Origin of the sequence: Paraburkholderia sp. 32, assembly GCF_050435345.1 — a bacterium.
Taxonomy (GTDB): domain Bacteria; phylum Pseudomonadota; class Gammaproteobacteria; order Burkholderiales; family Burkholderiaceae; genus Paraburkholderia; species Paraburkholderia tuberum.
This window is the reverse complement of the sequence record NZ_JBNDKD010000001.1, coordinates 1,743,542-1,764,597: the sequence shown is the minus strand read 5'-3', so window position 1 is coordinate 1,764,597 and position 21,056 is coordinate 1,743,542. Positions and strand designations below refer to the sequence as shown.

Sequence of the window (21,056 nt, the reverse complement as noted above, 5' to 3'; positions counted from 1 at the left end):
GGCGCAAACGCGGCAACCCGGCTAACCGATACAGACACGTAAGGAGAATGAACACCGCTGGCGAGCGCGACGGGCTGCAACGCGGATTTCAGCATATACCTGGCCGTGGCGACCTCATGCCGTGCGCGCCGACTGCGAATCTTCACTCCCTGAGCACATGGTCGTGAAGCCGCAGCAACCGGTAGCCGCTTCTGTATACCGGCTGCAGCCGGAAACCATTGTGCGGCTCGATCGCGAGCAGCAGACGCAGCCGTGACACATGACTGTCGATGGTCCGCGTGAACTCGCGCAGTTCGCGGCCCCACACCGTCGCGAAGATATGGTCGCGCGACATCACGCGATCGACGTTGGAAAAGAACAGCGCCGCGATCCGGTACTGGGTGGGCGACAGCGGCACCGGCTCGCCGCGCAGCGTGACCGCCCGGCGGATCGTGTCGAAGCAATAGGGGCCGATCTCGAAACAGGTCGCGGCGCTGAAACGCTCCGGATACGCGCGCCGCAGAAGCGCCGCGACTCGCGCGCGAAACTCGGCGTCACGCAGCGGCAACGCGAGGTAATCGTCGGCACCGCCGGCGAGCGCGCGCACCATGCTTTCCTCCGAGCCGTCGTTCGACACGAACATGATCGGCACGTGCTCGCCTGCCACGCGGCGCACCGAGCGCAACAGGTCCGCGCCGGCGGGCCGCATCTCCTGCCAGTCGAGCACCAGCAGATCCATCGTGGAGCGCACGAGCGACCTCGACATCGCAACGCCGTCGTCATAGGCCGCGCAGAAATGGCCGGCTCTCACCAGACTTGATTCAATGGACTGACGCATGACCGGGTCACGCTGAAGAACTGCAACGCGCATGGGATGGACTTGCTGGCCGGAGGTTGATTTGATTTGGTGTCAAATCTAACTTCCACGACCGGGTGCGATTTTTACCGACTCTCTTCCACCGCTCTATCTTTGAGTGAAATTCTCCGACACCGCGCAAAAAACAGTAGAAAAAACTAAAAAAGCTGCCATCCACGATCTTGGATGTGCAAAGTTGCCGATGTTAATCGCCCAGTTTCTGCCTCGGCGGCGTCCGGTTATCGAAATCTCATCGAAAACACGCGATACGGATTGTGCACTCCCCTTCTAGAACCGATGTTTTCAAGGACGCCAAATCCGACCTCAGACTGCGAACGAAACTTCTCGCGTTATCATTCGCCAAGTCCCTCACATTGACTTGTCAACATGCCCGAGACTCTATTGCTCGCGAAGGAGAAGCTTGCGCGTTCAGTTTCCATGACCCGAAAAGAAAAGAAGATCTCGGGAGATGCTCTATGTCAAAGGGCAAACATCGGTAGGAACACGCTCTACCTAATTGAAAAGAAGTCCGGGAACGCTAGGCTCGACACGATCATGAACCTCGCAGTAGCACTGAACGTCGATCCGTGTCATTTTTTCGGAAGAGACAGGTACTCGAGCCCTTCAAAGGAGCGCATTCAAACGTTCCGCGCGTCGGTTGCAGCAAAAATTCAAGGCCATCGTACGATGCGCGCGCTATCACAAAACGCATTGACAAAGCGTGCCGGACTTCCGTGGGGCTACGTGAGTCAGATTGAACGGAAAAGTCCCGACCTTACGCTCGACGTCCTCGACAAAATTGCAGGTGCGCTCAATGTCGAGGTTGTGGAACTCTTGGCACCCGATTTTGCGGACGAGCTCGGACCGATAATTGCCGCTCCCCCAAATGACGGATAGCGCCTTGCAGCTACTCGCAGAGCTGGATGAAAGTCACGTTTCCGGACCAGCCAGCATGTTGTTTCCGACATGCGAGACGTGAGCCGCTCCCTAGGGAGCAGGCTCGCGAAATATGCATCAGGTGTTGAACTGCGCGTGATCCTGGCCCACGCTGCCCAGTTGTTTCCATCGACAAGCCTCATAACTGGTTTCGGTTCGTCAGGTAGTCGCGTGGCTCCGCGCTTCCTTCAAGCCCTTCCCTACGACGCCTCTTGCGGTTTGCCGATCCTTCCTGACGATCAAGCTGAATAGAGGACCTGAACCCGCAGGCTGTTGTCGACGCTCGGCACACATGAAAGACGGCGCCGAAACCGACGGCTTCGAACGGACCTTACTTGCTCTTCTCCGCTTCAAATCGCAAGGCGAAGAGGCCACGTCTGCAGCGACGCTTCACTGAAGCATCACGGAACGCCGATGTTCAGGCGAACGCGCGCGGTAACGCTCCGCTGCTGGACAGCTCACATGCTACTGGAAGCCCCGTCATCGTCGAGAGGCTCAGGCCACACAAGCCCCTACGACGCGACGGACTTCCTGCGGGCTATGATCAGTCGCCTAGCGAACGATACCAGCCCAGCGGAACATCAAGCGATGCAGCAGCTAATGCTCGCGCCGCAGGATACTTATTCCGACCTGATCCGACACATGGCGGCAAAACAAGCGCAGAAACGGGCCGAAGAGAGATTCGAGCCATTGACGGCGGCAGCGCTCGGCAGGCTGCTGACCGACGGTGCTCCGCGAACTCTGACGACCTTAAGGCACTTGTCCTAGAAGAGCTCGCTGTCGCACAGAAGATCCTCATCGCTGACGACGTCGACCAGGTCCGCGACTTCTGGAATGACACGGGAGTTCCGTTCAATGAAAATCGCTGCCGGGATCGCTTGGCCGCCATTATTGGCCCGAACCTAATGCAGTACGGCGTACATCGAATCACTGAGGCTGACATGCCGAACACAAAGCGTGCAGATCTCGCGTTTGCTTGTGGTCAGTTTCAGCTTCCGATGGAGGTAAAGGGACAGTGGCATCCCAAGGTGTGGCAAGCCGCTACCGACCAGCTCGATCAGCGATTATCTAATCGATTGGCGTTCGGATGGACGAGGCATTTACCGTGTCCTATGGTTCGGTGATTTGCCCTCGAAATCCGGGCGAAGATTGCAAGTGCCTCCAAGTGGCACTGCGTCACCGAAGTCTGCGGCCGAAATGCAGAAGATGCTTGTCGATAGTATTCCAGAGGCACGACGTGCATTGATCGACGTGGTCATTCTCGACCTTACCGCTGGCAAGCGTTCAAACAACTGACTTTGTATTGGAGTCTCGCACAGCCAGCACAAAATCTGTCGAAGAGCCGCGCTGGAATGGACTCGCCGAATATCTCAACCGACATCCCATTCGCTCCATCGAATCCTCTCATATTGCGGACTGAGATGGAGCGATTGTCAACCTTCACGAATGGTTGATGCGTCATTCGCCCCGCGCTGACTATGATTTAACAGCTTCCTTAAGCTTCTTCAACGGTTTCGCCTTGACATGCGTGCTCGCCGGCTTGGCGGGGAACCAACGCTCTTGGCCCGTGAACGGATCTTTCCCGAAGCGCTTCTTCTTCGCTGGGACTGCTTGGACGATAATCTTGAGAAGGCCCGAAAGCGTGAATTCCCCGGCCCCCTTCTTGTGGACCGCGCCGAGGATCGTATCTTCGAGCGCGGCAAGCACAGCCTTGGCGGACTTTGGCTCAACACCAGCACGTTCTGCGACATGTGCAGCCAACGAGGCCTTCGTAAAGGTATCCTTGATCGGCGGCGGAGCGCCGGGAGCTTTCTCGGCGACTCTCTTAGCTGCGACTTTCTTAGCTACGGCTTTCTTGGCCACTACCTTCTTACCTGAAACCACTGGCGCGACAACCGCGTGGGACTCTACCGACTCGTGGTTTTTTCGGAGACTCTTGGACTCTTCGCCCTGATCCTGAGTATGTTCCGTCGCAGAATCAAGCAGCTTATTAAGGCGATGCAAACTGCTTGCACGAGCTTCACTTAACTCGGAAATTCGGGTTTTGTCCGGGCCCGATAATGAAAAATTGAAAGGTTCTAAAGACCCGACTTCTTTCACCATTTCTTCTAAGACCGAACAATGCCGAGCGAGCATTGCAGGATCGACATCCCGTAGCTTTTCTCGAGTAATAGACGGCACCCCCGGTATATCGGGCGCAAGCTCCAAGATTCTAGAAATCAGATCTTCGCGATTCATGACTGCGCCGCCTTCAAACCATTACCGGCTTGTAGCCTCATCTCTGCTTCATCGGCCAAATTCTCGGCAAGAAAAACTATTTCATCAAGAAAAATTTTCATTTGCTTCTTCGTAAAGCGAAATTTACTCTTCTTCGAAACATGGCAGTCTCAAGAGTCAAGTGCAACGTTTAGCTAATCCAGCCTTCTCTAACTCTTTAGCCATTGCTTCCTCGGGGGAGTCCCAGCCGAGCGTCTGGCGAGGCCGCCCGTTAAGCAATTTGGCGATGTCATTGAGTTGGGTCTGCGAGAGCGTCGAAAGGTCTGTGCCCTTTGGCAGAAACTGACGCAGCAAGCCGTTGGTGTTCTCATTGCTGCCGCGCTGCCAGGGCGCATGCGGATCAGCAAACCAGATATCGATATTGAGCCGCCTGGAGAGCTCGACATGGCAGGCCATTTCCGTTCCCCGATCGTAGGTCAGGCTCTCGCGAAGAAAGGCCGGCAACTTCTTCATTTGCCGCGAGAAGCCTTCCAGCGCATTCCTGGCCGTACAGCCATCCATGCGGCACAGAATCACGAAGCGCGTCTTGCGTTCGACCAGCGTGCCCACGGCGGAACGATTAAACGCACCCTTGATGAAGTCGCCCTCCCAGTGCCCCGGCAACAGCCGTTGCTCGATCTGCTCGGGGCGATATTGGATGCGCAAATCCTCGGGAACATAGCTGCCGCCAGCAAGCGTCGTGCGCCGATTTCCGCGCGCCGGTTTTTCTTGGCGCAAGGCTGCGATCATGGCTGGTTTCAGCGAGCCACGTGCATACGTGTAAATGGCAGCATAGACCGTCTCGTGGCTGACGTGCTGACTTGGGTCGTCTGGATACATGGCCCGCAGTTTGGCAGCGATTTGCTGCGGCGACCAGCGCCAGTAGACCAGGTGATCATGCACATGCCGATAAAGCGCGCTGCCTTCGATCAACTTGCGCGGCCGTACGCAGCGCCGACGACGCAGCCGATAGGCCGAGGCCGCCTGCGTCGCACAGTAGCGCGGCGCGTCCACGCTGCAATTACGCGCCAGTTCGCGCGACACCGTCGAAGCGCTGCGCCCCAGCAGCCCCGCAATAGTTCTTATGCTGCCGCCCTTTTGATGTTCGATCATGATCGCCGCGCGTTCTTCCGCACTCAAATGCTTGTAGTTCTTCTTCATCGCAACACCCTACCTCATTCAAGGTGTTGCACTTGGAACTAGAGACTAAGCATACAGCCTTATCAATTCTGCCCCTATTTCATTGGGGAGCGGATGAATGAGTTCGTCAAGTGCATTAGCACGTGCTTGCAAAACTATATGCATCATCTCAGATCGCTGCAACGTTTTTAGCAGTTGGTCCCAGTGAGCTGGCAACTCGACGACCAAAAAAAGCGACATGAGTCGCTTCAAAGCCTTTACGCAAAGGCTAATTTGAGTTGAGATTTGAGATGACTCTTTAGAGAGGTTAATATAGTGACGGGCCTGTGCTAACAGCCAGGCGATATACTTCCCAAGCTGCGCGGGATCAAAGAGCTGTCGTTTCGGTTTCGATTTGTCGTCAAAGATGACTGCCTCCTGAAATTGCCAACTGAGTTCGACATTTTTTGAATTTATTTTCTTATTTACGGGGAGAACAATATTGGACGCCGCAATCCCCCCTAAATTATCCATCGATGCGATGAAGTCAAACTTCATTGGAATATCATTTTTGCCAATATTTCTTAGAAATTTCCCTTCATCGATCAACTGCTTAAGCTCCAGAAACGGTAATCTATAAAGATTACCATTTGCCTTGACTACAACCAATGGCGCCACTTTGGAGCCTTTGATCTTGGTGAGAATATTTTTTTCGAGAGCATTTCTGTTACTGGTGTAGTATTCACAAAAATCGAGATCAGCGATGGCCATTACCTGACCAAGAAACATCCCACTACCACTTAAGCAGAATGAACTTTCCGAGTTTAGTCGAAGGCAGTCCACTAGTGGATCTATAAACCCAAGAGTTTCAACAGTCGGAAAAAGAGGCACAAGATGATTAGGGACGTAATACGCTCGTGTTTTTATAAACGTTCGAAGGTAACCAGGTGCGTCTTCTGCCACTTCAAACCGATCTTGAAAACTAAGATGCACGAGCCAGCTTCGTTCGGACATGTAATGTCTAAGCAGCCGCTCATGGGCTGTCAAAATGGGGGCGTTGTTCACATACAATGCGCCTGCCAAGAGGGGGATATTAGTCGCCTGCTTAACATTAGACATTGAACATCTCCATTGCCCCGAATTTCTCAGATTACGAACTTCGCCTCGTACGCGACAATGTCTTAAGCGAGCACAGAGCGACAAGTTCATAGATAAAAATATAGAACAATTTCACTAATTCGCTCCAAGTGGTCAACAAAATTGGCTAAGACCAATTTGTGCCCCCGCCTCGCACCGACAGGCATGAGCAGTTGCCCGTCTCAACGCCAACAGGCAGTTCCAAGACGAAAAGCAACCCTGCTAGCAAGCAGTCAAGCCAGCCCCAGCAGAGTTGGATCGGCATTGGACGGGCCGCAACGTACGCCCGTAGACAGCATATCGAGTGAACACTAGCTCGAAATCTCTTCACTTGACTCGAGAATTTTTCAGAAAACGACCAAATTCGCGCTCTCGACTCGAAATCTATTCAAAAATCGGCAACACCGCCCCGCTATACCGCCGGTGACAAGAAACGTCTGGCCTACCAGGAATTTGCTGACTTCGCCTTCGTGAGATGGGCACCACGAAAGCGCCGACTGCACCATTCCGTCTAATCGGTCGTATCAGCGTCGACGATATGTGTCAAAGTCCGTGATATGAGGTGATAGCCGCGCTAGCCGTCGCAGTTCGGACGAGAAGCAACGCTTCGCGGCCACATATGGACCGCTGTTGCTAGAGGCTATTGCCAGCGCACTTGCCGACTACGGGGCGCTTAGCGCCGAGGAGCCACGAATATCGACGTGAGATGGGCCACTGCTTATCAAAGCTTCCAGCCAGTCAGCCATGCAGCGAGCCTACCTATTGACGATACTGCAGGAACTCCCCGTCCATGGACAGGACCACAATCTTGACGCAGTCATACTCGACTTGTTCGGAGTCGTAGCCCTAATGCAAAGGACTGTCGGATCGCGCGACCTCGACGAATGGCCGCGCCAAGGCTCCTACTAGGTGTAGCGTCAGCCTGATTGCACCCCACGTATCGCAGATGGACTCTAATTTCGTTGAGCACGGAGAAACACCCCGCCTCGACGGGACCGGCACAAACAAGACTCAGTTGTCCCGCCGTTCAGTGAGTCCCCTACGGCGGAAGTTAGTCGGCCCATTCGTGATTAGCACGACACGTTGCGCGTCGTGTGTAACGTCACTGTAGCTCTCGTCGCGCGGCTCAAACGCATCAGGGTAACGCACGCCGTATTCAGCGCCGCCGCACGTTCCGCGTTCGTGGGTCCAAGGCTCCACTGGGATAATTACGTCGATCACCTCGTCGGACTCCGACAGATCGGCGTAGTCGTCGAGAAAAAGCACGGTACTTTCAAGGTCGGCCCGTTGCAGTAGGGCTATCAGCTCACGCACAGTCATTCTCAATCCACTCCAACGGAGGAGCCGCCGCCCCGACAGACGTTTTCCAAGACAACAAGGTCTAGGTCTAAAAAAGCAGCTGCTTCATAAGGCGATCACAAGTCGACGGCATGCGTTTGGTGCACCGCTGCAGCGCGGCCGCAACGGCGCTGGAAACGAGGCTACGTCGACCCAATTTGTGCCGGAGACGCGCATGCCTACGTCTCTCAAAAAATGGGCGCGCCGGCTGGACTGTCAGAGCCGACGGCTGACTATCCTGCTCATCGCGGCGTCCTTCGGCGCTCGGGAAGCCCCTCAAGCTCAGCGTCGTAGAGACCCATGCGATCAGTCGATTCCACCATGCGGTTGAGTCCCTCCTTTTGCGCTGCACGCATTTGTTCCCTGTACGCCACCACGGTAGTGCGCGGAATTCGTCGTTGGCCGTCCTCGGTCGTTCGCACGCCGGACAATTTGCCGTCGTCCAGCAGCTTATTCAAATGCGTTCGTGAAACAAAGAGCAGCCTAGCCGCCTCTTCAATCGTGAGCTCTTCTGACTTCTCTTCCGGTACATCTTGACGTCGTTTAGGTGCCTCCACGGTCGTCTCCTTGGGATCCTCCGGTCCGCGTCTTTGTGCGGCCAACCGATCAAGTTATCTGATCACATCAATCCGGTTGTCCATCCGACCTCCGAATCGCCTCGACGGTTTGCAGCACGACGTCGACGACGTTGTCGCTTGCCGCTAACGGGACAGATAGGTCGCCGCGCGCCATGCCGGGAACAGACACCTCTATATGAGCAAGGTGGCTAGTGACCTTCAAGGCAATGCGGGCTTCCAGCACGGCCGGACGATTGCCGACAGCGTTTCGTGTGATGAAAACTGTTGCTTCGTAGGCCTGAGGCAACATTCGGGGTGGCGAGATGTAGCCATCGGCTTGCAAGGCGCCTAGTGCGCGCTTCCAAAGGTCGGTCCTCGGGTCAACCTCGTCCACCGCCATGTGTGCCGCCGCAACATCTTCAGGTTCTTCGAGATAGCGGCCGATGAATATCTTCACGATGGTCCGAGAGCACTCGGCTGCCCACGCACGAGCTGCGGCCCGCACAGACCGATAGAGTCGCGAGTCGCCGAGCGCGTCGAGCGGAGAAAGACCGCCCAAGGAGCCTTGCCTGCTTTCCAGGAAATCGAGTCGGCTCGCCGATGGGGCTGGAACCAGAATCCGGCAGAGGGAATACAACCGCGTGCAGTCTCGCCCTGGGTCGCCAAGGACGGCCGGAAAGTACCGCAACCCGTCGACATCGATCGAAAACAAACTTCCCGCCGCGACCAGGCTGGCGAGCCGCCTTTCGCCTACACCGAGCAACGCACGAAATTCGGGCTCTCCAAGCAGAGTCCCGTTGCGGACCATCTCGCGCCGCGCCTTGGATGCCTGCCGCCGAACGTGCTCGCGAAACCCCACTTTTCGCCTCCCGCGCTCTTACTGAACATCAACCCGCCCGCTCTCTCTGTCGTGTCCGTCAGGAGTCGTCATCGCCGCACTTCCACTCACCTTCCTCACTCGCGCTGCCAGCGTTCGGCTCAGCGGGATTTTGGGGTTCGATCCCGGCTTCGGCACTCCAACGTTCAATCAGCCTGCGAGGGGCGTAACGCCCGCGCCGCTGTGCCCTGCGGTGCGATTTCAGCGCCTGCTGAATTTTCGCCGCTTGTTCAGCAGTTGGTATGAACTTGCTCACGTGCGCCCTGCTATTCATATCTCACTCCCTCAATCTTACTCTCTAATCAACATATATTCGGCAATTGCCGTTCCGAATTCGTTTCCGTCACTGCCAAATAGCCTATTTCGGTGTTTTGACTAATTTCAACAAAAAATGAAATTGCCATTTCGGGAAAAACTCGGAACATCCCTAATCCACAATACCTTTCGAGCTATCGAGTTCAGGTCCAACCACTACGAAAACACCCCACAAACTCGCATGAGAATCATTGTTCTCATGCAGACCCAAACAGATTCCCGCATATCAATTACAAATATCCCGCAATTAGCGTTATAGAATCGGGAATTGCAGTCCGTGTGATTGAATCACCGTGCCTCTCGCCATTAAAGGGTGGATAATCGGCCTATGAGCCGCACTCCCATTAATTCCTCCGCTGAAATCAAGGCAGCCGTCGACGCACTACTCGCCGAAAGCGGGCTCCGAGCGCCCCCGGCCGCTGCTCAGTTCCGGCGCGCGGTGTCCGTCCGACGCTTGCGCCCAAAAAATGAGCCAGAATGACGACGTGTTCTCGGAGCCGTGCCCCGTCAACTTGCCGCGCCTCCTAGAGCTCGTCTGCGAAGCTACCTTCAAAAGATTTTTCCTGAAAGCTCATAGGCATCGAGTTTATCCCGTACTAAGTTATTGACTTCACCCAATTATTTCAAAATACGGCAGTTGGCGCCCGGCGGCGTTCGGCCTTCCATGTGGACGGAATGTCGCCTTACAATCGCAGGAAAAGTAAGGAGCGTGGCATGGCCGAATCAACTATTACATCCAAAGGACAGACCACCGTCCCTGCAGAAGTGAGAGCAGCACTTCACGCTGAACCGGGCACCCGGCTCGAGTGGCATGTGACGCCAGACAGCGACGTCATCGTGCGCGCAAAAACTCTGTCGGTTCTGGCGCTGGCTGGGTCGGTGAAAACGGACAAGCATGTGGACGTCGAGGACATGAATCCCTGGCGTAGCTGATTGCCTCCCTAGATACGAATGTGCTCGTTCTGTATCTCGCTCGTGATGACGAGAGTCGGTTTGAACAGCCGAAGCAACTAATCGAACAACAGATTCACGGGGGACAGCCACTGCACATACCGATTACCGTGGCCCTCGAGCTCGACTGGGTCCTCAGGGCCCGGTACAAACTCGACAAGAAGGTGGGTCCGACATCTATACAAGTCTGCTTCGGACAATGGAGTTGAACTTCGAGAGCGAATCGGCCGTGGAAATTCCGCTGCATCATTACAAGGCATGCAGCGTCGATTTTGCGAACTGCCTTGACGCGGCGCTTGCGGGGATGGCCGGTCAAGCTCCTTTTTGTACTTTCGACCGGAAAGCCACCCGTATTCCCGGCTTCGTGACGCTCTGACGCACTCTTCCCGGCCCTTTCTCACGCGATACCGCCCGGACTACCCAGCAACTTGACCGAGCCGGCCGGGCACGCCCATCGGCTCCAAGGGTAGTGATGCTGCATCTCGCGTCGCCGCATCGGTTCCGCCACAGCTATGCCCGGTCAATGGTGGTTGAGCACCGGGTTTCCCTGCCAATAGCTCAGCGGATCCTCGGCCATGCAGCTATAACCACGACGATTGGCTACGCAATGTCGGACCTGTCCGAGTTGCGTTCGTTTGTGGAAGCGGCTTTCGACCACGTCACCACAAGGTAACCGGGCATATCCGAGCATCGGGATGTACTGCCCTTCCAGCAAGACCCGCTCTGCTGATTCGACCCGTTCGCGGAACGCGATATCAACGCACTCGCTTCTGATTCCCCACCTCGTTGCTCACGGCTTCTCCATTCGAGATCAACCACGCACGTCACTTTCTCCATCCCCTTGATTTTTTTTGAGAATACTTCAACCTTATAAATATTTAAATTTCCCCCGGTATAAATATTTGGAAATTTTTCAAAACCCATTGTCAACGCAAAAAACCCGCACTAATATTCATCTCAACGCGATTCAGAAATACGGATTTCAACATCTCTTCTACGCCATATCAAGCGACGGCGACGAGAGTTAATCTATAACTTCCCGATTTTTAACAATGGTCAAGAGCAACAAACAACGTCTCCCCGGCTTCCGTTCCGCCGCGCTGAAACTCGACATTGATGATTTCAATATCGACGCGCTTCGCAAACTCCAAAACGACGCGATGACTCGTGAATCACTCACGGGCTATGTCGTGCCATCAAATACAGTGCTTTCTGATTCGGCCGAGGTTACCGACAACATCGTTGTCGTTCCCCTCAGTGGCGTGGATTCCTCCGAAATTGACTACGAGGAGCCGTACTTTCATAGCATGGTCCACCCTAGACTCAATGGCGACCGCATTGCGTGCGTAATGCTCGCTCATGACGAAGTTGCGTTGACGCACATGGCTCCGCATTGGGCCGGCGCCAGTCTCTACGATGCCTTGAATGTTCTCTGGCTTTTTGATGATATCCCGGTCGTTTCGCGGTACTACATTTCTGACGATGTGTTCGAGCAAATGACAAAATCGAACGCAATTGAGGACGACCACAAATGCCTTACCCCGGAAGAGCAACAGGCTTGGAAGAAGGTTGCGGCAGAGGCTGACCACATGGGGGTGTTCGAGATTGTTAACCTGACTGAGTTCACCCCCCTCGGCGAGACTCCATCTACGGACAATCCGAGTACGCTTGTTCTTTAACCACACATCCAACGCGCGACCAAGGACATGAAAGCTTCGACGAACAAAGATTCACCAGCTTCGAGTGAAAATTACGGGATTCTTATGCAACCCAGGGCCTACAGCGAGCGCTTCGGCGCCCCTCCGACAGGAGCGCCGACCACCCCGGTTCTGACTGCAAACTTCGATATCGAGCGTATCGATGCCGCAATGGCAACGGGACGCGCCAGTTTCGGAGTTTACTGCATACCCGGCTCCGACGTAGATATCATCGCGATTCGGCAGCAGCTTGGACCCATTCAGAACTATTGGTTGGCTGCCTCATGCGACCCCGGCGTCTGGTGGGCTATTCAGGCGTGGCGAGCGAGCGAGTGGATTCACGTTGCATTTTTCGAGCGAGGCGACATCTACTCTGGGCGCGACGGTGTTCGATGCTGTGTACATCGGTCCCATAGAGGGAAGAGCCAAATCGATAAGTACCGCCGGGAAGGTGCAGGGGACAATTCCGCAAAATTCCTCGACCTTGCGCGCAGACTGATTGCCACCGGATCCATCGAACGGACAACGACAAGCGACCTGGATGGAATTGCCCTTACGGACGTTCAGGTCAATATTTTGACGACCAAACGCATATTCAGGCACATCAGCGGTCTGGAAACCGCAAAGCCCGGCACGGTTGGAAGTCTCATTCTGGGGTAGATTCGAAGTGAACTTCTGAACCTTCCGCAAAGCGCGCTTGCTGAGGCCAAACACGGAATTTCAAAACATAGAACGCCCGAGAATTCCCTCTTCCACTTCGCAACACGCGAGCCGCGAAACCAATAAAAACCGGCTCTACACGAAGTAGACCAACCACATTTTCAATTTACACCTCGCGCTCTCGTCATCGTCGAACAACGGTTGATGACGGGAGATAGCTATAACGCCACACACTGAATAGTCGATGAACTCCGTCGCAGAATCCACAATCACTACCCTGAACCTCGGTCAGGACGACCTCAATCGCGAACTGGCAGACCAAATTTTCGAGGACTGCCAACGCTCTGGAGAGCTGTCATCGTACAGAGTGAACACACAGGAAATGTTTGTCCGCTCCGAACTGATGACAGGCGAATCTTGCGTTGCCGTTCCTCTTCCTGGAATTCTTTCCGCCAAAGTACCCCCTACGACTGAGTCGCCTAGCGCAAGCATCCTAAGGGAACGATGCGACGGAAAAGGCGACGCATACCTCCAATTGCGCGCAGGAAATGTTTTGCTGCGAACTGATGAGCTGAGAGGTGATGGTCGGTACCTGGTGCTCTACCTGTTTGAGGACAATGCATCGCTCGACCTCATCACTGTCACCGAGCAACTGCGAGAGGAAATTTGGGTGCATGAAATGAGTGCGCAGTCGCGTCACTTTTCCGATGATGAGCCGCTCGGGGAAACAGCACAAGGTCCGTTTTATGTCCCGCTTGTCGCCAGAAGAGCGATAACAGTTACGCCTCATGAGACGGAGAGTACGGCAATCCCAGAGTTGGGATAATCGAAAGTGCGGAATTTTCGAATTTCGACCACAGACAGCTAAAATCTGCTACTACCGCGCCAACCCACCGACGCACTTCCTAGATATCCAGAAAAAGATGCTCATGCCCCTCCATAGTCCGAACGACACGGTTGAGACGCTCATTCAGAGCGGCCTGCGCCACGCCGTTGCGCTCCTCGACGAATTGCTTAACCAGAACGGTGACTATCAAAATTCCCGAGTGGACGTTGACACGTTTCTCTCATGGTTGATGGAAGACCATCCGGACTGGTCTGCCGAACTTGCCAAATCGGGCTCTACTGAGCTCTTCGGACATCGTCTCGGGCGCTTCCTCTTGCTTGCGCAGCGGCGTGACGAACTCTCGGGATATCTTGCACAGGCCGAATGCAAGCCGAAGGACCGCGACGTCGACGCTCTAGGCAAGCGCAGGAACGTGCGGGCAGCCATCCAACGCGCCCTTCCTCGCTGGAGTGAAGAAACCGTCGAGGACGCTATCAACGACGCTGCGATTCTGCTCACCAGCTCGCGCTCATTCAACGCGGTCGGCGGCTGCGCGGTCAAGCATGCGCCCCAAGTTCAACGATATATGGTTCCGGAACTCTCGCCGATGCTTCAGACGGTACGCCAGTTGGCGCCGACTGCGCAACGGGACACCTGCTTCCTTGTCGCGCGAAACGATGCGCCGCAATCTCTGCAGGAATATATGCACGAGCAGGTCGCCGTCGTTGTGCCACTCGAAGCCAAGTCCGACGCATCATGGATTTTTCACTGCCAGGATGGTCGGCCCATCTACCGGGAACTCGTCGTCGAGTATGACGATGGGACGATAGCGATCCCGCTCATGGTCGGCCTCGAGCGCGGACGCATCCTGTTCGACTATGAAGCACTGCGCGAACGAGTGTTTGCCAGGCTCCGTGCGCAGCTGCCGATAATGTATGTCTCCAGCGTAGCGACGGTGCTGGCAACACATCCGTTCCAGCCGTTCGCATTTGCGGCCAATTTTTACGCCGAAGTGACTAACTTCCAGATGGGCTGGGAGAGCGACGTCAACCACGGCATGTCATTTGAACAACGTGTGGACAGCTTGCGCCGCGACAGGCTCCCCCGTCACGTCTACGTGAACCGGCTTCTCGAGGACCTAACTCATTCTCCTTTCAGCAGCCGTGCCGCACTGACTCATCCGCATTCGCAGGTGAAGGAACCATGAAATGCTCAATCGGGAATCGATTGCCTTTCCAAGTATCCCGCTCATTCCGCTCTACAACGGTCTGAAGGACACGAGCAATAATATCTTTCACTTCGGGCTCAGGGCAGTCCCTTCGATACACAGCACGACTCTGGACCGCCGCCGAGTGCATTTGCGTCAGACACCGCGCCTACGGTCGGACTGCATCCCATGTGCTGACGCAGTGGAGGGTTCAAGCCCGGAAGTCTTGGACTCAGTTATCTGGCCGCTCCTGCTCCAGTTCCGTCAGGAACTCCTCGGCGTCGCGAAATCTCCCTGCCTCGGTATCGGCCTGACCTAGACCAAGAATCTGAACAAGCGCAGCCTTTTGTTCTACGCTCCAATCAGACCACACATCCTCTGCGCCCATTGCCTCTCTTCGACCACTATATCGAAACAACGACTTCTCAGCCCGACACGAGCCCTCTTTCGCCCAGCAGACGCCGTACGCCGTCTATGAGGGGTCGCGGCCGAACAAGACGTTGAGCATCATTGCACGGTGCCTGGCGAGGGAGCGATGCTCGCAAAGCCAACCGCTGCCGCGCTGTCGGGTGACACCGTCGCAGTCCCCGGGATTGAGTCCAACACCCTTTTGAGGTGCGGGGTCATCAGAATATTCACGCATCGGTATTTGACGTCCACGCCTGGGAACACGCTTGAAAGATGCGTTGCAAGGCTGCCATCTGCGATTGCGCCCCCTGCAGCAGCGAGAAAATTCACATTGGTGCGAGCAACCTCTCTCCTGTAGACGCCGAATTGCCCCAAGGTCGACGGCACGTTCCACGGAAGAAACCAAAGATTAGCCTGTTCCTGAAACACGAACGCTAGCTGACGGCTACGCGTCATGTTGTCCATAGCCTTCCAAAGATCAGGATCGGCGGCATCGGCGAGCCAGACAAACTGTGCCTCTCCCTTCTGAAAGCGAAACGTCATAATCGTGCATCGCGACGCCTCGATTACCCCCAAGCGGAAACTCTCAAGGGCGCTACTCGCATGCGTTTCGAACTTCCGACGGTCCACTGCGGCGATCAGAACCGGCGAACGCGTGCGCATCTCTCTCGCACCACGAACAGACCCAGCGAAGTCAGCAGCACGGCGGAGCATCGCCCACGGAAGCGGCATATATTCGCTCCCGACTTCTCCCCCAAATGACGGGGGAAGAACGGTTGCATAAACTTCCATTGAATTACGACCTCAAAAAACGACATGGCGTGCATCGTATTCCAATAGTTTGGTATACGCAATGTTTTCATTTTTAGAAGTCGCCAGTAATATCAACGATATATTTCGCGAGTGAAACGAGGAATTGATAACTCTACAATCCTCTTTTTCTAATAGAAAAATTAAAGGCGTCAAATATCAGAAAATTGATAACAAAGCCATGTCATAAAGCCCGAGCCTGCCCGCGCTTACTTATGGATTCTTGAAGCCGCTCCTCTGGTATCGAGGCCCTGTGAACTTTGTCATCTGCCAATGCATCTGTCGATAGATGGCAAGGATCTCAGCTACTTCCCCACGTTGCGCAGCCGTGCTGCTAACCGAACGGCGCGCATAGAACACATGTACTTCCGCGCCCGCATAAAGCTCTCTTGCAGCCGCACAATCATGATTTGATATCGCGACGGGAATGCCGCAAGCCGCGAGTTCCTTCGCGCGTTCGGCGAGCTCTCGATGCCGCGCGAGGTCAAATCCGCTCGCACTGTACGCCTTGAACGATGAGGCGCTATCTCGGTCCAGATAAGGTGGATCGCAATAGACGACGTCGCCCAATCTGGCCGACATCATGACCTCGGCAAAGTCCTTGTGCATGAACGTTGCCGCCCTCGCCTTCTGCGCAAAGGCAAGAATTTGCCCACGAGGAAAACGAGGGACGCGATTTGGCCACCCAAATGGCACGTTATACCTCCCCGCCTTGTTGTAGCGACACAGCCCGTTGTATCCGTGCTTGTTCAAATAAAGAAATAGTGCACCTCGCTTGAGCGGATCACACTCGGCGTTAAACGCCTCTCGAAGCTCGTTGTACCGTTCGGGTGACCGGTTCTCTTCAACGAACAGTTTCTCCGCTTCCGCCACAAAGGCGTCGGGGTTCTTCGAGACAGCCTGATAGAGTTCAATGAGATGTCTGTTTGTGTCGCCCAGCACATATTTTTCGTAGTTGGCTCCGAGGAAGACCGACCCGCCACCGACGAACGGTTCAATTAACCGGCTTCCATCAGGAAGTTTCGGAAGAAGATTTTCAAGGAGCCGACTCTTTCCACCGACCCACTTGAGAAACGGCCTCGCCGCATTCGACGTTGAATGTTTTTGCATTCAACGTGAAGCACCGACTTTTATCCCTTAGCACAGCCTATCCCGTGTTCATCCTGCAGTCCGGCCATGGGTACCGTCAATCTGGGTGGGTAGCCCCTACTCACTTTGGCGCGCTCCTCCGTCGTGGCGGCGCAGACATGAGCGTGGAACGTCGCCCGTAGGCTCCGCGAAAATCGACAGTTACAGCCTCGCCTCCGTTGACACGTCCACGCGCAGCCAACACGCTGCACGGCACGGTCACGCGAAGCTTTCCGCACCCACTTCCGCCCGGTGCGAGGCACGACGAACGTTTTGCGCAGCGACGTGTCAAGCACCGCTGGCACGTCGCAGACGCACTTTTCCGCATCTTCAACGGCCGAGAACTCCCCCGCTCCTGAACCAACTTTCGATAGCCGATACCGCGCAAAGATTATTGATGCCCCGCTAAAAGCCGGTCGCTGCACTTGTTTCCATCTCTTTAAGGAAACAGGATGTCAGCGCAGAAGCAACAAGATAATGAACAGCTCAACGTCATCGAACTTTTCGCAGGTGTCGGAGGCTTCCGCCTGGGACTGGAAGCCGTGCACGGCGCTCCGTTCCGGGTCACATTGAGTAACCAGTTTGAGCCATCGAAGAAAAAGCAGCACGCAAGCGAGATTTACCGGTCGCACTGGCCAGAGTCCCCGCACATCAACGAAGACATCTTTCAGGTTCTCGAATCTGAGTCCGGTCGTGGTGCCATCCGCGAGGCGCGCCCGGATGTCCTCGTTGGCGGATTTCCCTGTCAAGACTACAGCGTCGCAAAAACGCTCTCATCGTCCGACGGACTCGCAGGCAAGAAAGGGGTTCTCTGGTGGTCCATCGCGAAGCTGCTGAGGCAACGTCTGAACGACGGTGCACCAGTCAAATACCTCATTCTCGAAAACGTCGACCGCATCCTCTCTTCGCCCGCATCGTGCCGAGGTCGGGACTTCGCAGTCATCCTCTCAACGCTATTTTCCCTCGGTTATGCAGCGGAATGGAGAGTTATCAACGCAGCGGACTACGGTCACGCACAACGGCGCAGGCGGACATTCATCGTCGGTTATCACGAGAATACCGATATCTATAAACGATTGAGCGGTTCCGCATCTCGGGTCGGCACCTCAGACTGGCACACGGCATCAATCCTCTCGTCGGCATTTCCTTGTGAGATGGTGAATCCCCTCGGCGCTATCGAACCTGCGCTGAAGTTGCGTGCCGAGCCATTTGACGAACAGCTGTCGTATCTACCGCTATCGAACGGCAAGTCACGATTTGCAAACTGCGGCTTGATGATTGCTGGCGATGTGAGTACCGGCAATGCCCGTGCCGCCCAAATCGCGGACTTCAGCGAATATTGCGGCCATGTCGCGCCGCTGACCCTGGGCGACATCGTACGCAAAACCGGACCGGTTCCGACCAACTTCTATGTGAGGCCCGAGCAAGAAGAAGCGTGGAACGTGGCAAAAGCTGCGAAAGCCGTTCCGCGTAGCAAGAACGGATACGACTACGTGTATTCGGAAGGGTCGATGGCGTTCCCGGACCCGCTCGACAAACCGTCGAGGACAATTATCACGTCGGAGGGCGGAAGCTCTCCTTCCCGGACAAAGCACGCCATACGTGAAGCGAGCGGACTCATCCGGCGCCTTACGCCCGAAGAACTCGAGGCGCTCAACGGATTTCCACGCGGGTTCACCGCTCGCCCCGGTGTTTCGGATGTGGCGCGAGCCATGTTGATGGGTAATGCACTTGTCGTCGGCCTTGTTCGACGGATTGGCGAGGCCTTGCATTCGCGCCACCTTGAGTCATAGAGGATCAGCTGCGAGCTCGCGAGGATGTTCATGGCTGAACATCCAGACGCCAGTCGGAGTTCGGTTATGTAACTGGCCGGATAGGAGAGTCGCAAGGCGACCCTCCGGCTCAACATGCCGACCGGGTCCCACGAACGCTTCTAGCGCAAATGGATGCTCGCGTCCCCCGTTGGCTCTTCGAATTTTGATAAGATTACGACGGAGTCTTATCACAACGCGACGCGCATCTCAATCCGAATGCGGACACCTGACACCGACCGGGTGTCGCGCCGATCTCGGACAATTCCATAACTGACGACCTGAACCAACAATAACGTGACCCGAGCCTTTATCTCTTACAGCCACGTCGACGAACAATATCGGGCAGAGCTGGAAAAACACCTGTCGCTCCTGAAGCGGCAGGGTTTGGTTGACGTCTGGAGCGACCATCGCATTCCTCCCGGCGGCGAAATCGACTCGCACATTAGCGCGGAGCTCGAGGCGGCAGAATTGATCCTCCTGCTCGTGAGCTCGGATTTCATCGCTTCGGACTATTGTTATGGCACGGAGATGAAGCGCGCCCTAGAGCGTCATCGGGAGGGTTCGGCAAAAGTCGTGGCCATCATTGTCCGTCCGTGTGACTGGAAAAATTCGCCTCTTGGCGCTCTGAAAGCACTACCGAACGATGCAAGGCCGATCACGAAATGGCCAACTCTGGATGACGCTTTCCTGGACGTGGTCACAGCATTACGAAAGCTTGTTGCGACCCCTACGGCGAAGCGTTCGTCTGCCGAAACCACCCCGGCGACCACACCTGCCGCGAACGCACGGGTAGCAGCGGCGCGCCCTCGCGCGAGTTCGCTCGCGTTGCGCAAGGAGTTTCGCGACATTGACCGGGATGCCTTCCTCGATGAGGGGTTCGCGTATGTGCGAGCGTATTTCGAGAATTCGCTCGAAGAACTGGGCGCGCGCAATCCCGGTTGCGACGGAAAATTTCGCTCGCATTCGGAACAGGCTTTCACTGGGGCTATTTACCGGAACGGCGAAAAGGTCGCCGGCTGCTACATCCGCATCACCAATGCGTTCGGCCGCTCGCGCCAGATCGGCTATTCGGGTAATGATGATGCGAACGACAATAGCTTCAACGAAACCTTGAGCGTCGACGCTGACGACCAATCCATGTTTTTCAAGGGAATGCTCAACTGGTCCGGCGGCCGTGAGAAGCTGACTCACGAAGGCGTCGCGGAAAAGCTGTGGGATCTTTTCACTGAACGCCTGCGATAAGTGCAAATCGCTGGGGCCTGGGAATGACTGGGTTGATACGACAGATCAGACCCCGGGCTTCACCCCGCCGATTCCCAGCAACTCAGCCCCCATACGCTCGGCTGCCAACTGCCAGCTCGCAACATCACCGACTTGGCGAACGCGCCAACAGAGATGTCGCGTTCTCGACGGTGGCACGACTACATGCATATTGCCGAAGTCGGCCTTCTTTGCGAAATGAAGATCGGGCGCATTCAATAAGGTAGCCGTCAACCGAGCCGGAAATCCATTGCCTTCCGGTGCAGCAAGACGCAGCGCTTTGTTCGCGAAGTCTTCGAAAATCTCAGCATAAAAATCCGGCAGGCACACCACTTCGGCGTTCACCTTATGCATTGACGGAAACCTCCAGATGCCAGCGATCAGGTGCCCGTCCCGATGAAACTCGTAGGCCCAGTTCGCTGCGTCGCGCTCGTCAAACGCCGCCACGCCCCGAAACGTTGGCCGGGGTTGATAGTTGGTCCGGAAACAATTCCACCAGGAATTCTGATCGGAACCGACACCTTGAAGTGACGCAACGGACGAAGGGAGTAGCACATCGGCTTCGAAGTCTTCGTTCGTCGGAGTCGCCTGAATAACGAGCGCCGGCTTGTCTTCCAGCAAGTACCTATCAACAAACTCGGCGAGACGATGGAGCATCTTCGGGTGGTCCGCATAGGCGAGCCGTAGAGTGGGGTCTTCTATCACCATTAGCAAATGCTTGCTTCCTTGACGGTTGTATTCGGGTGGATTGCCGGTGTGCGAGCCAATAAGGCGAATGTTAGCTGATCCGACTCTAAATACCAGCGTCGTCGAGGGCATCAACAACACCATCGAGGTCATTAAGCCTCGGGCTTATGGGTACCGCGACGAGGAATATTTCTTCCTCAAAATCCGCGCCGCGTTCCCCGGTAATGATCGATGAACC

21 protein-coding genes and 1 pseudogene are annotated in these 21,056 nt (G+C 55.4%); 11 read left to right on the top strand and 11 right to left on the bottom strand.

What is annotated here, in order from left to right:
- Positions 1-142 precede the first annotated feature (142 nt).
- A complete protein-coding gene (locus tag OKW26_RS08325) occupies positions 143-850 on the bottom strand; it encodes a response regulator transcription factor (protein ID WP_184025343.1) in 708 nt (235 codons plus the stop codon).
- 372 nt (positions 851-1,222) lie between these two features.
- On the opposite strand from OKW26_RS08325, the gene OKW26_RS08320 reads away from it, so the two are divergent.
- The gene (locus OKW26_RS08320) at positions 1,223-1,732 is read left to right on the top strand and encodes a helix-turn-helix domain-containing protein (protein ID WP_429353260.1); all 510 of its coding nucleotides are present in this window, start codon (positions 1,223-1,225) and stop codon (positions 1,730-1,732) included.
- Between the two features lie 1,515 nt (positions 1,733-3,247).
- Here OKW26_RS08320 and OKW26_RS08315 read toward each other — a convergent pair.
- From OKW26_RS08315 to OKW26_RS08290, 6 genes are all read right to left on the bottom strand, one after another.
- Positions 3,248-3,655, bottom strand: a complete 408-nt coding sequence (locus OKW26_RS08315; RefSeq protein ID WP_429354196.1) for an HU family DNA-binding protein — start codon at positions 3,653-3,655, stop codon at positions 3,248-3,250.
- A gap of 510 nt (positions 3,656-4,165) precedes the next feature.
- The gene (locus tag OKW26_RS08310) at positions 4,166-5,188 is read right to left on the bottom strand and encodes an IS30 family transposase (protein ID WP_429352295.1); all 1,023 of its coding nucleotides are present in this window, start codon (positions 5,186-5,188) and stop codon (positions 4,166-4,168) included.
- 45 nt (positions 5,189-5,233) lie between these two features.
- On the bottom strand, positions 5,234-6,265 hold the full coding sequence (locus OKW26_RS08305; protein ID WP_429353259.1) for a hypothetical protein: 1,032 nt from the start codon (positions 6,263-6,265) through the stop codon (positions 5,234-5,236).
- A gap of 1,029 nt (positions 6,266-7,294) precedes the next feature.
- The gene (locus OKW26_RS08300; RefSeq protein WP_429353258.1) at positions 7,295-7,603 is read right to left on the bottom strand and encodes a hypothetical protein; all 309 of its coding nucleotides are present in this window, start codon (positions 7,601-7,603) and stop codon (positions 7,295-7,297) included.
- Between the two features lie 260 nt (positions 7,604-7,863).
- A complete protein-coding gene (locus OKW26_RS08295; RefSeq protein ID WP_429353257.1) occupies positions 7,864-8,178 on the bottom strand; it encodes an excisionase family DNA-binding protein in 315 nt (104 codons plus the stop codon).
- Positions 8,179-8,245: 67 nt separating this feature from the next.
- Complete coding sequence (locus OKW26_RS08290) at positions 8,246-9,037, bottom strand: hypothetical protein (protein ID WP_429353256.1); 792 nt, start codon at positions 9,035-9,037, stop codon at positions 8,246-8,248.
- Positions 9,038-10,084: 1,047 nt separating this feature from the next.
- Here OKW26_RS08290 and OKW26_RS08285 point away from each other — a divergent pair.
- From OKW26_RS08285 to OKW26_RS08255, 7 genes are all read left to right on the top strand, one after another.
- Positions 10,085-10,303, top strand: a complete 219-nt coding sequence (locus tag OKW26_RS08285) for an AbrB/MazE/SpoVT family DNA-binding domain-containing protein (protein ID WP_429353255.1) — start codon at positions 10,085-10,087, stop codon at positions 10,301-10,303.
- A gap of 223 nt (positions 10,304-10,526) precedes the next feature.
- The gene (locus tag OKW26_RS08280; RefSeq protein ID WP_429353254.1) at positions 10,527-10,697 is read left to right on the top strand and encodes a hypothetical protein; all 171 of its coding nucleotides are present in this window, start codon (positions 10,527-10,529) and stop codon (positions 10,695-10,697) included.
- 96 nt (positions 10,698-10,793) lie between these two features.
- The gene (locus OKW26_RS08275) at positions 10,794-10,994 is read left to right on the top strand and encodes a tyrosine-type recombinase/integrase (RefSeq protein ID WP_429353253.1); all 201 of its coding nucleotides are present in this window, start codon (positions 10,794-10,796) and stop codon (positions 10,992-10,994) included.
- Positions 10,995-11,373: 379 nt separating this feature from the next.
- Positions 11,374-12,000 (top strand): hypothetical protein, encoded by a 627-nt coding sequence (locus OKW26_RS08270; RefSeq protein WP_429353252.1) that lies wholly within the window; start codon positions 11,374-11,376, stop codon positions 11,998-12,000.
- Positions 12,001-12,027: 27 nt separating this feature from the next.
- Positions 12,028-12,678 (top strand): hypothetical protein, encoded by a 651-nt coding sequence (locus OKW26_RS08265; RefSeq protein WP_429353251.1) that lies wholly within the window; start codon positions 12,028-12,030, stop codon positions 12,676-12,678.
- Between the two features lie 244 nt (positions 12,679-12,922).
- Positions 12,923-13,504, top strand: coding sequence for a hypothetical protein (locus tag OKW26_RS08260; RefSeq protein WP_429353250.1), 582 nt, complete (start codon positions 12,923-12,925; stop codon positions 13,502-13,504).
- A gap of 97 nt (positions 13,505-13,601) precedes the next feature.
- Positions 13,602-14,711, top strand: coding sequence for a hypothetical protein (locus OKW26_RS08255; RefSeq protein WP_429353249.1), 1,110 nt, complete (start codon positions 13,602-13,604; stop codon positions 14,709-14,711).
- A gap of 232 nt (positions 14,712-14,943) precedes the next feature.
- On the opposite strand, the gene OKW26_RS08250 is transcribed toward OKW26_RS08255, so the two are convergent.
- The 3 genes from OKW26_RS08250 to OKW26_RS08240 form a co-directional block, all read right to left on the bottom strand.
- Positions 14,944-15,099, bottom strand: a complete 156-nt coding sequence (locus OKW26_RS08250) for a hypothetical protein (protein WP_429353248.1) — start codon at positions 15,097-15,099, stop codon at positions 14,944-14,946.
- Positions 15,100-15,218: 119 nt separating this feature from the next.
- Positions 15,219-15,911, bottom strand: coding sequence for a hypothetical protein (locus OKW26_RS08245; RefSeq protein ID WP_429353247.1), 693 nt, complete (start codon positions 15,909-15,911; stop codon positions 15,219-15,221).
- A gap of 231 nt (positions 15,912-16,142) precedes the next feature.
- On the bottom strand, positions 16,143-17,039 hold the full coding sequence (locus OKW26_RS08240) for a DNA adenine methylase (RefSeq protein ID WP_429353246.1): 897 nt from the start codon (positions 17,037-17,039) through the stop codon (positions 16,143-16,145).
- 470 nt (positions 17,040-17,509) lie between these two features.
- On the opposite strand from OKW26_RS08240, the gene dcm reads away from it, so the two are divergent.
- Positions 17,510-18,850 carry a DNA (cytosine-5-)-methyltransferase gene (dcm, locus tag OKW26_RS08235; protein ID WP_429353245.1) on the top strand — a complete coding sequence of 447 codons (1,341 nt, stop codon included), beginning with the start codon at positions 17,510-17,512 and terminating at the stop codon, positions 18,848-18,850.
- 315 nt (positions 18,851-19,165) lie between these two features.
- Positions 19,166-20,113: a TIR domain-containing protein gene (locus tag OKW26_RS08230; RefSeq protein WP_429353244.1), complete on the top strand. Its 948-nt coding sequence runs from the start codon at positions 19,166-19,168 to the stop codon at positions 20,111-20,113.
- Between the two features lie 45 nt (positions 20,114-20,158).
- On the opposite strand, the gene OKW26_RS08225 is transcribed toward OKW26_RS08230, so the two are convergent.
- Complete coding sequence (locus OKW26_RS08225) at positions 20,159-20,971, bottom strand: hypothetical protein (protein WP_429354255.1); 813 nt, start codon at positions 20,969-20,971, stop codon at positions 20,159-20,161.
- On the opposite strand from OKW26_RS08225, the pseudogene OKW26_RS08220 reads away from it, so the two are divergent.
- A pseudogene (locus OKW26_RS08220) lies at positions 20,925-21,053 on the top strand (transposase); the annotation flags it as partial. The gene OKW26_RS08225 and the pseudogene OKW26_RS08220 sit on opposite strands and share 47 nt — an antisense overlap.
- Positions 21,054-21,056 lie beyond the last annotated feature (3 nt).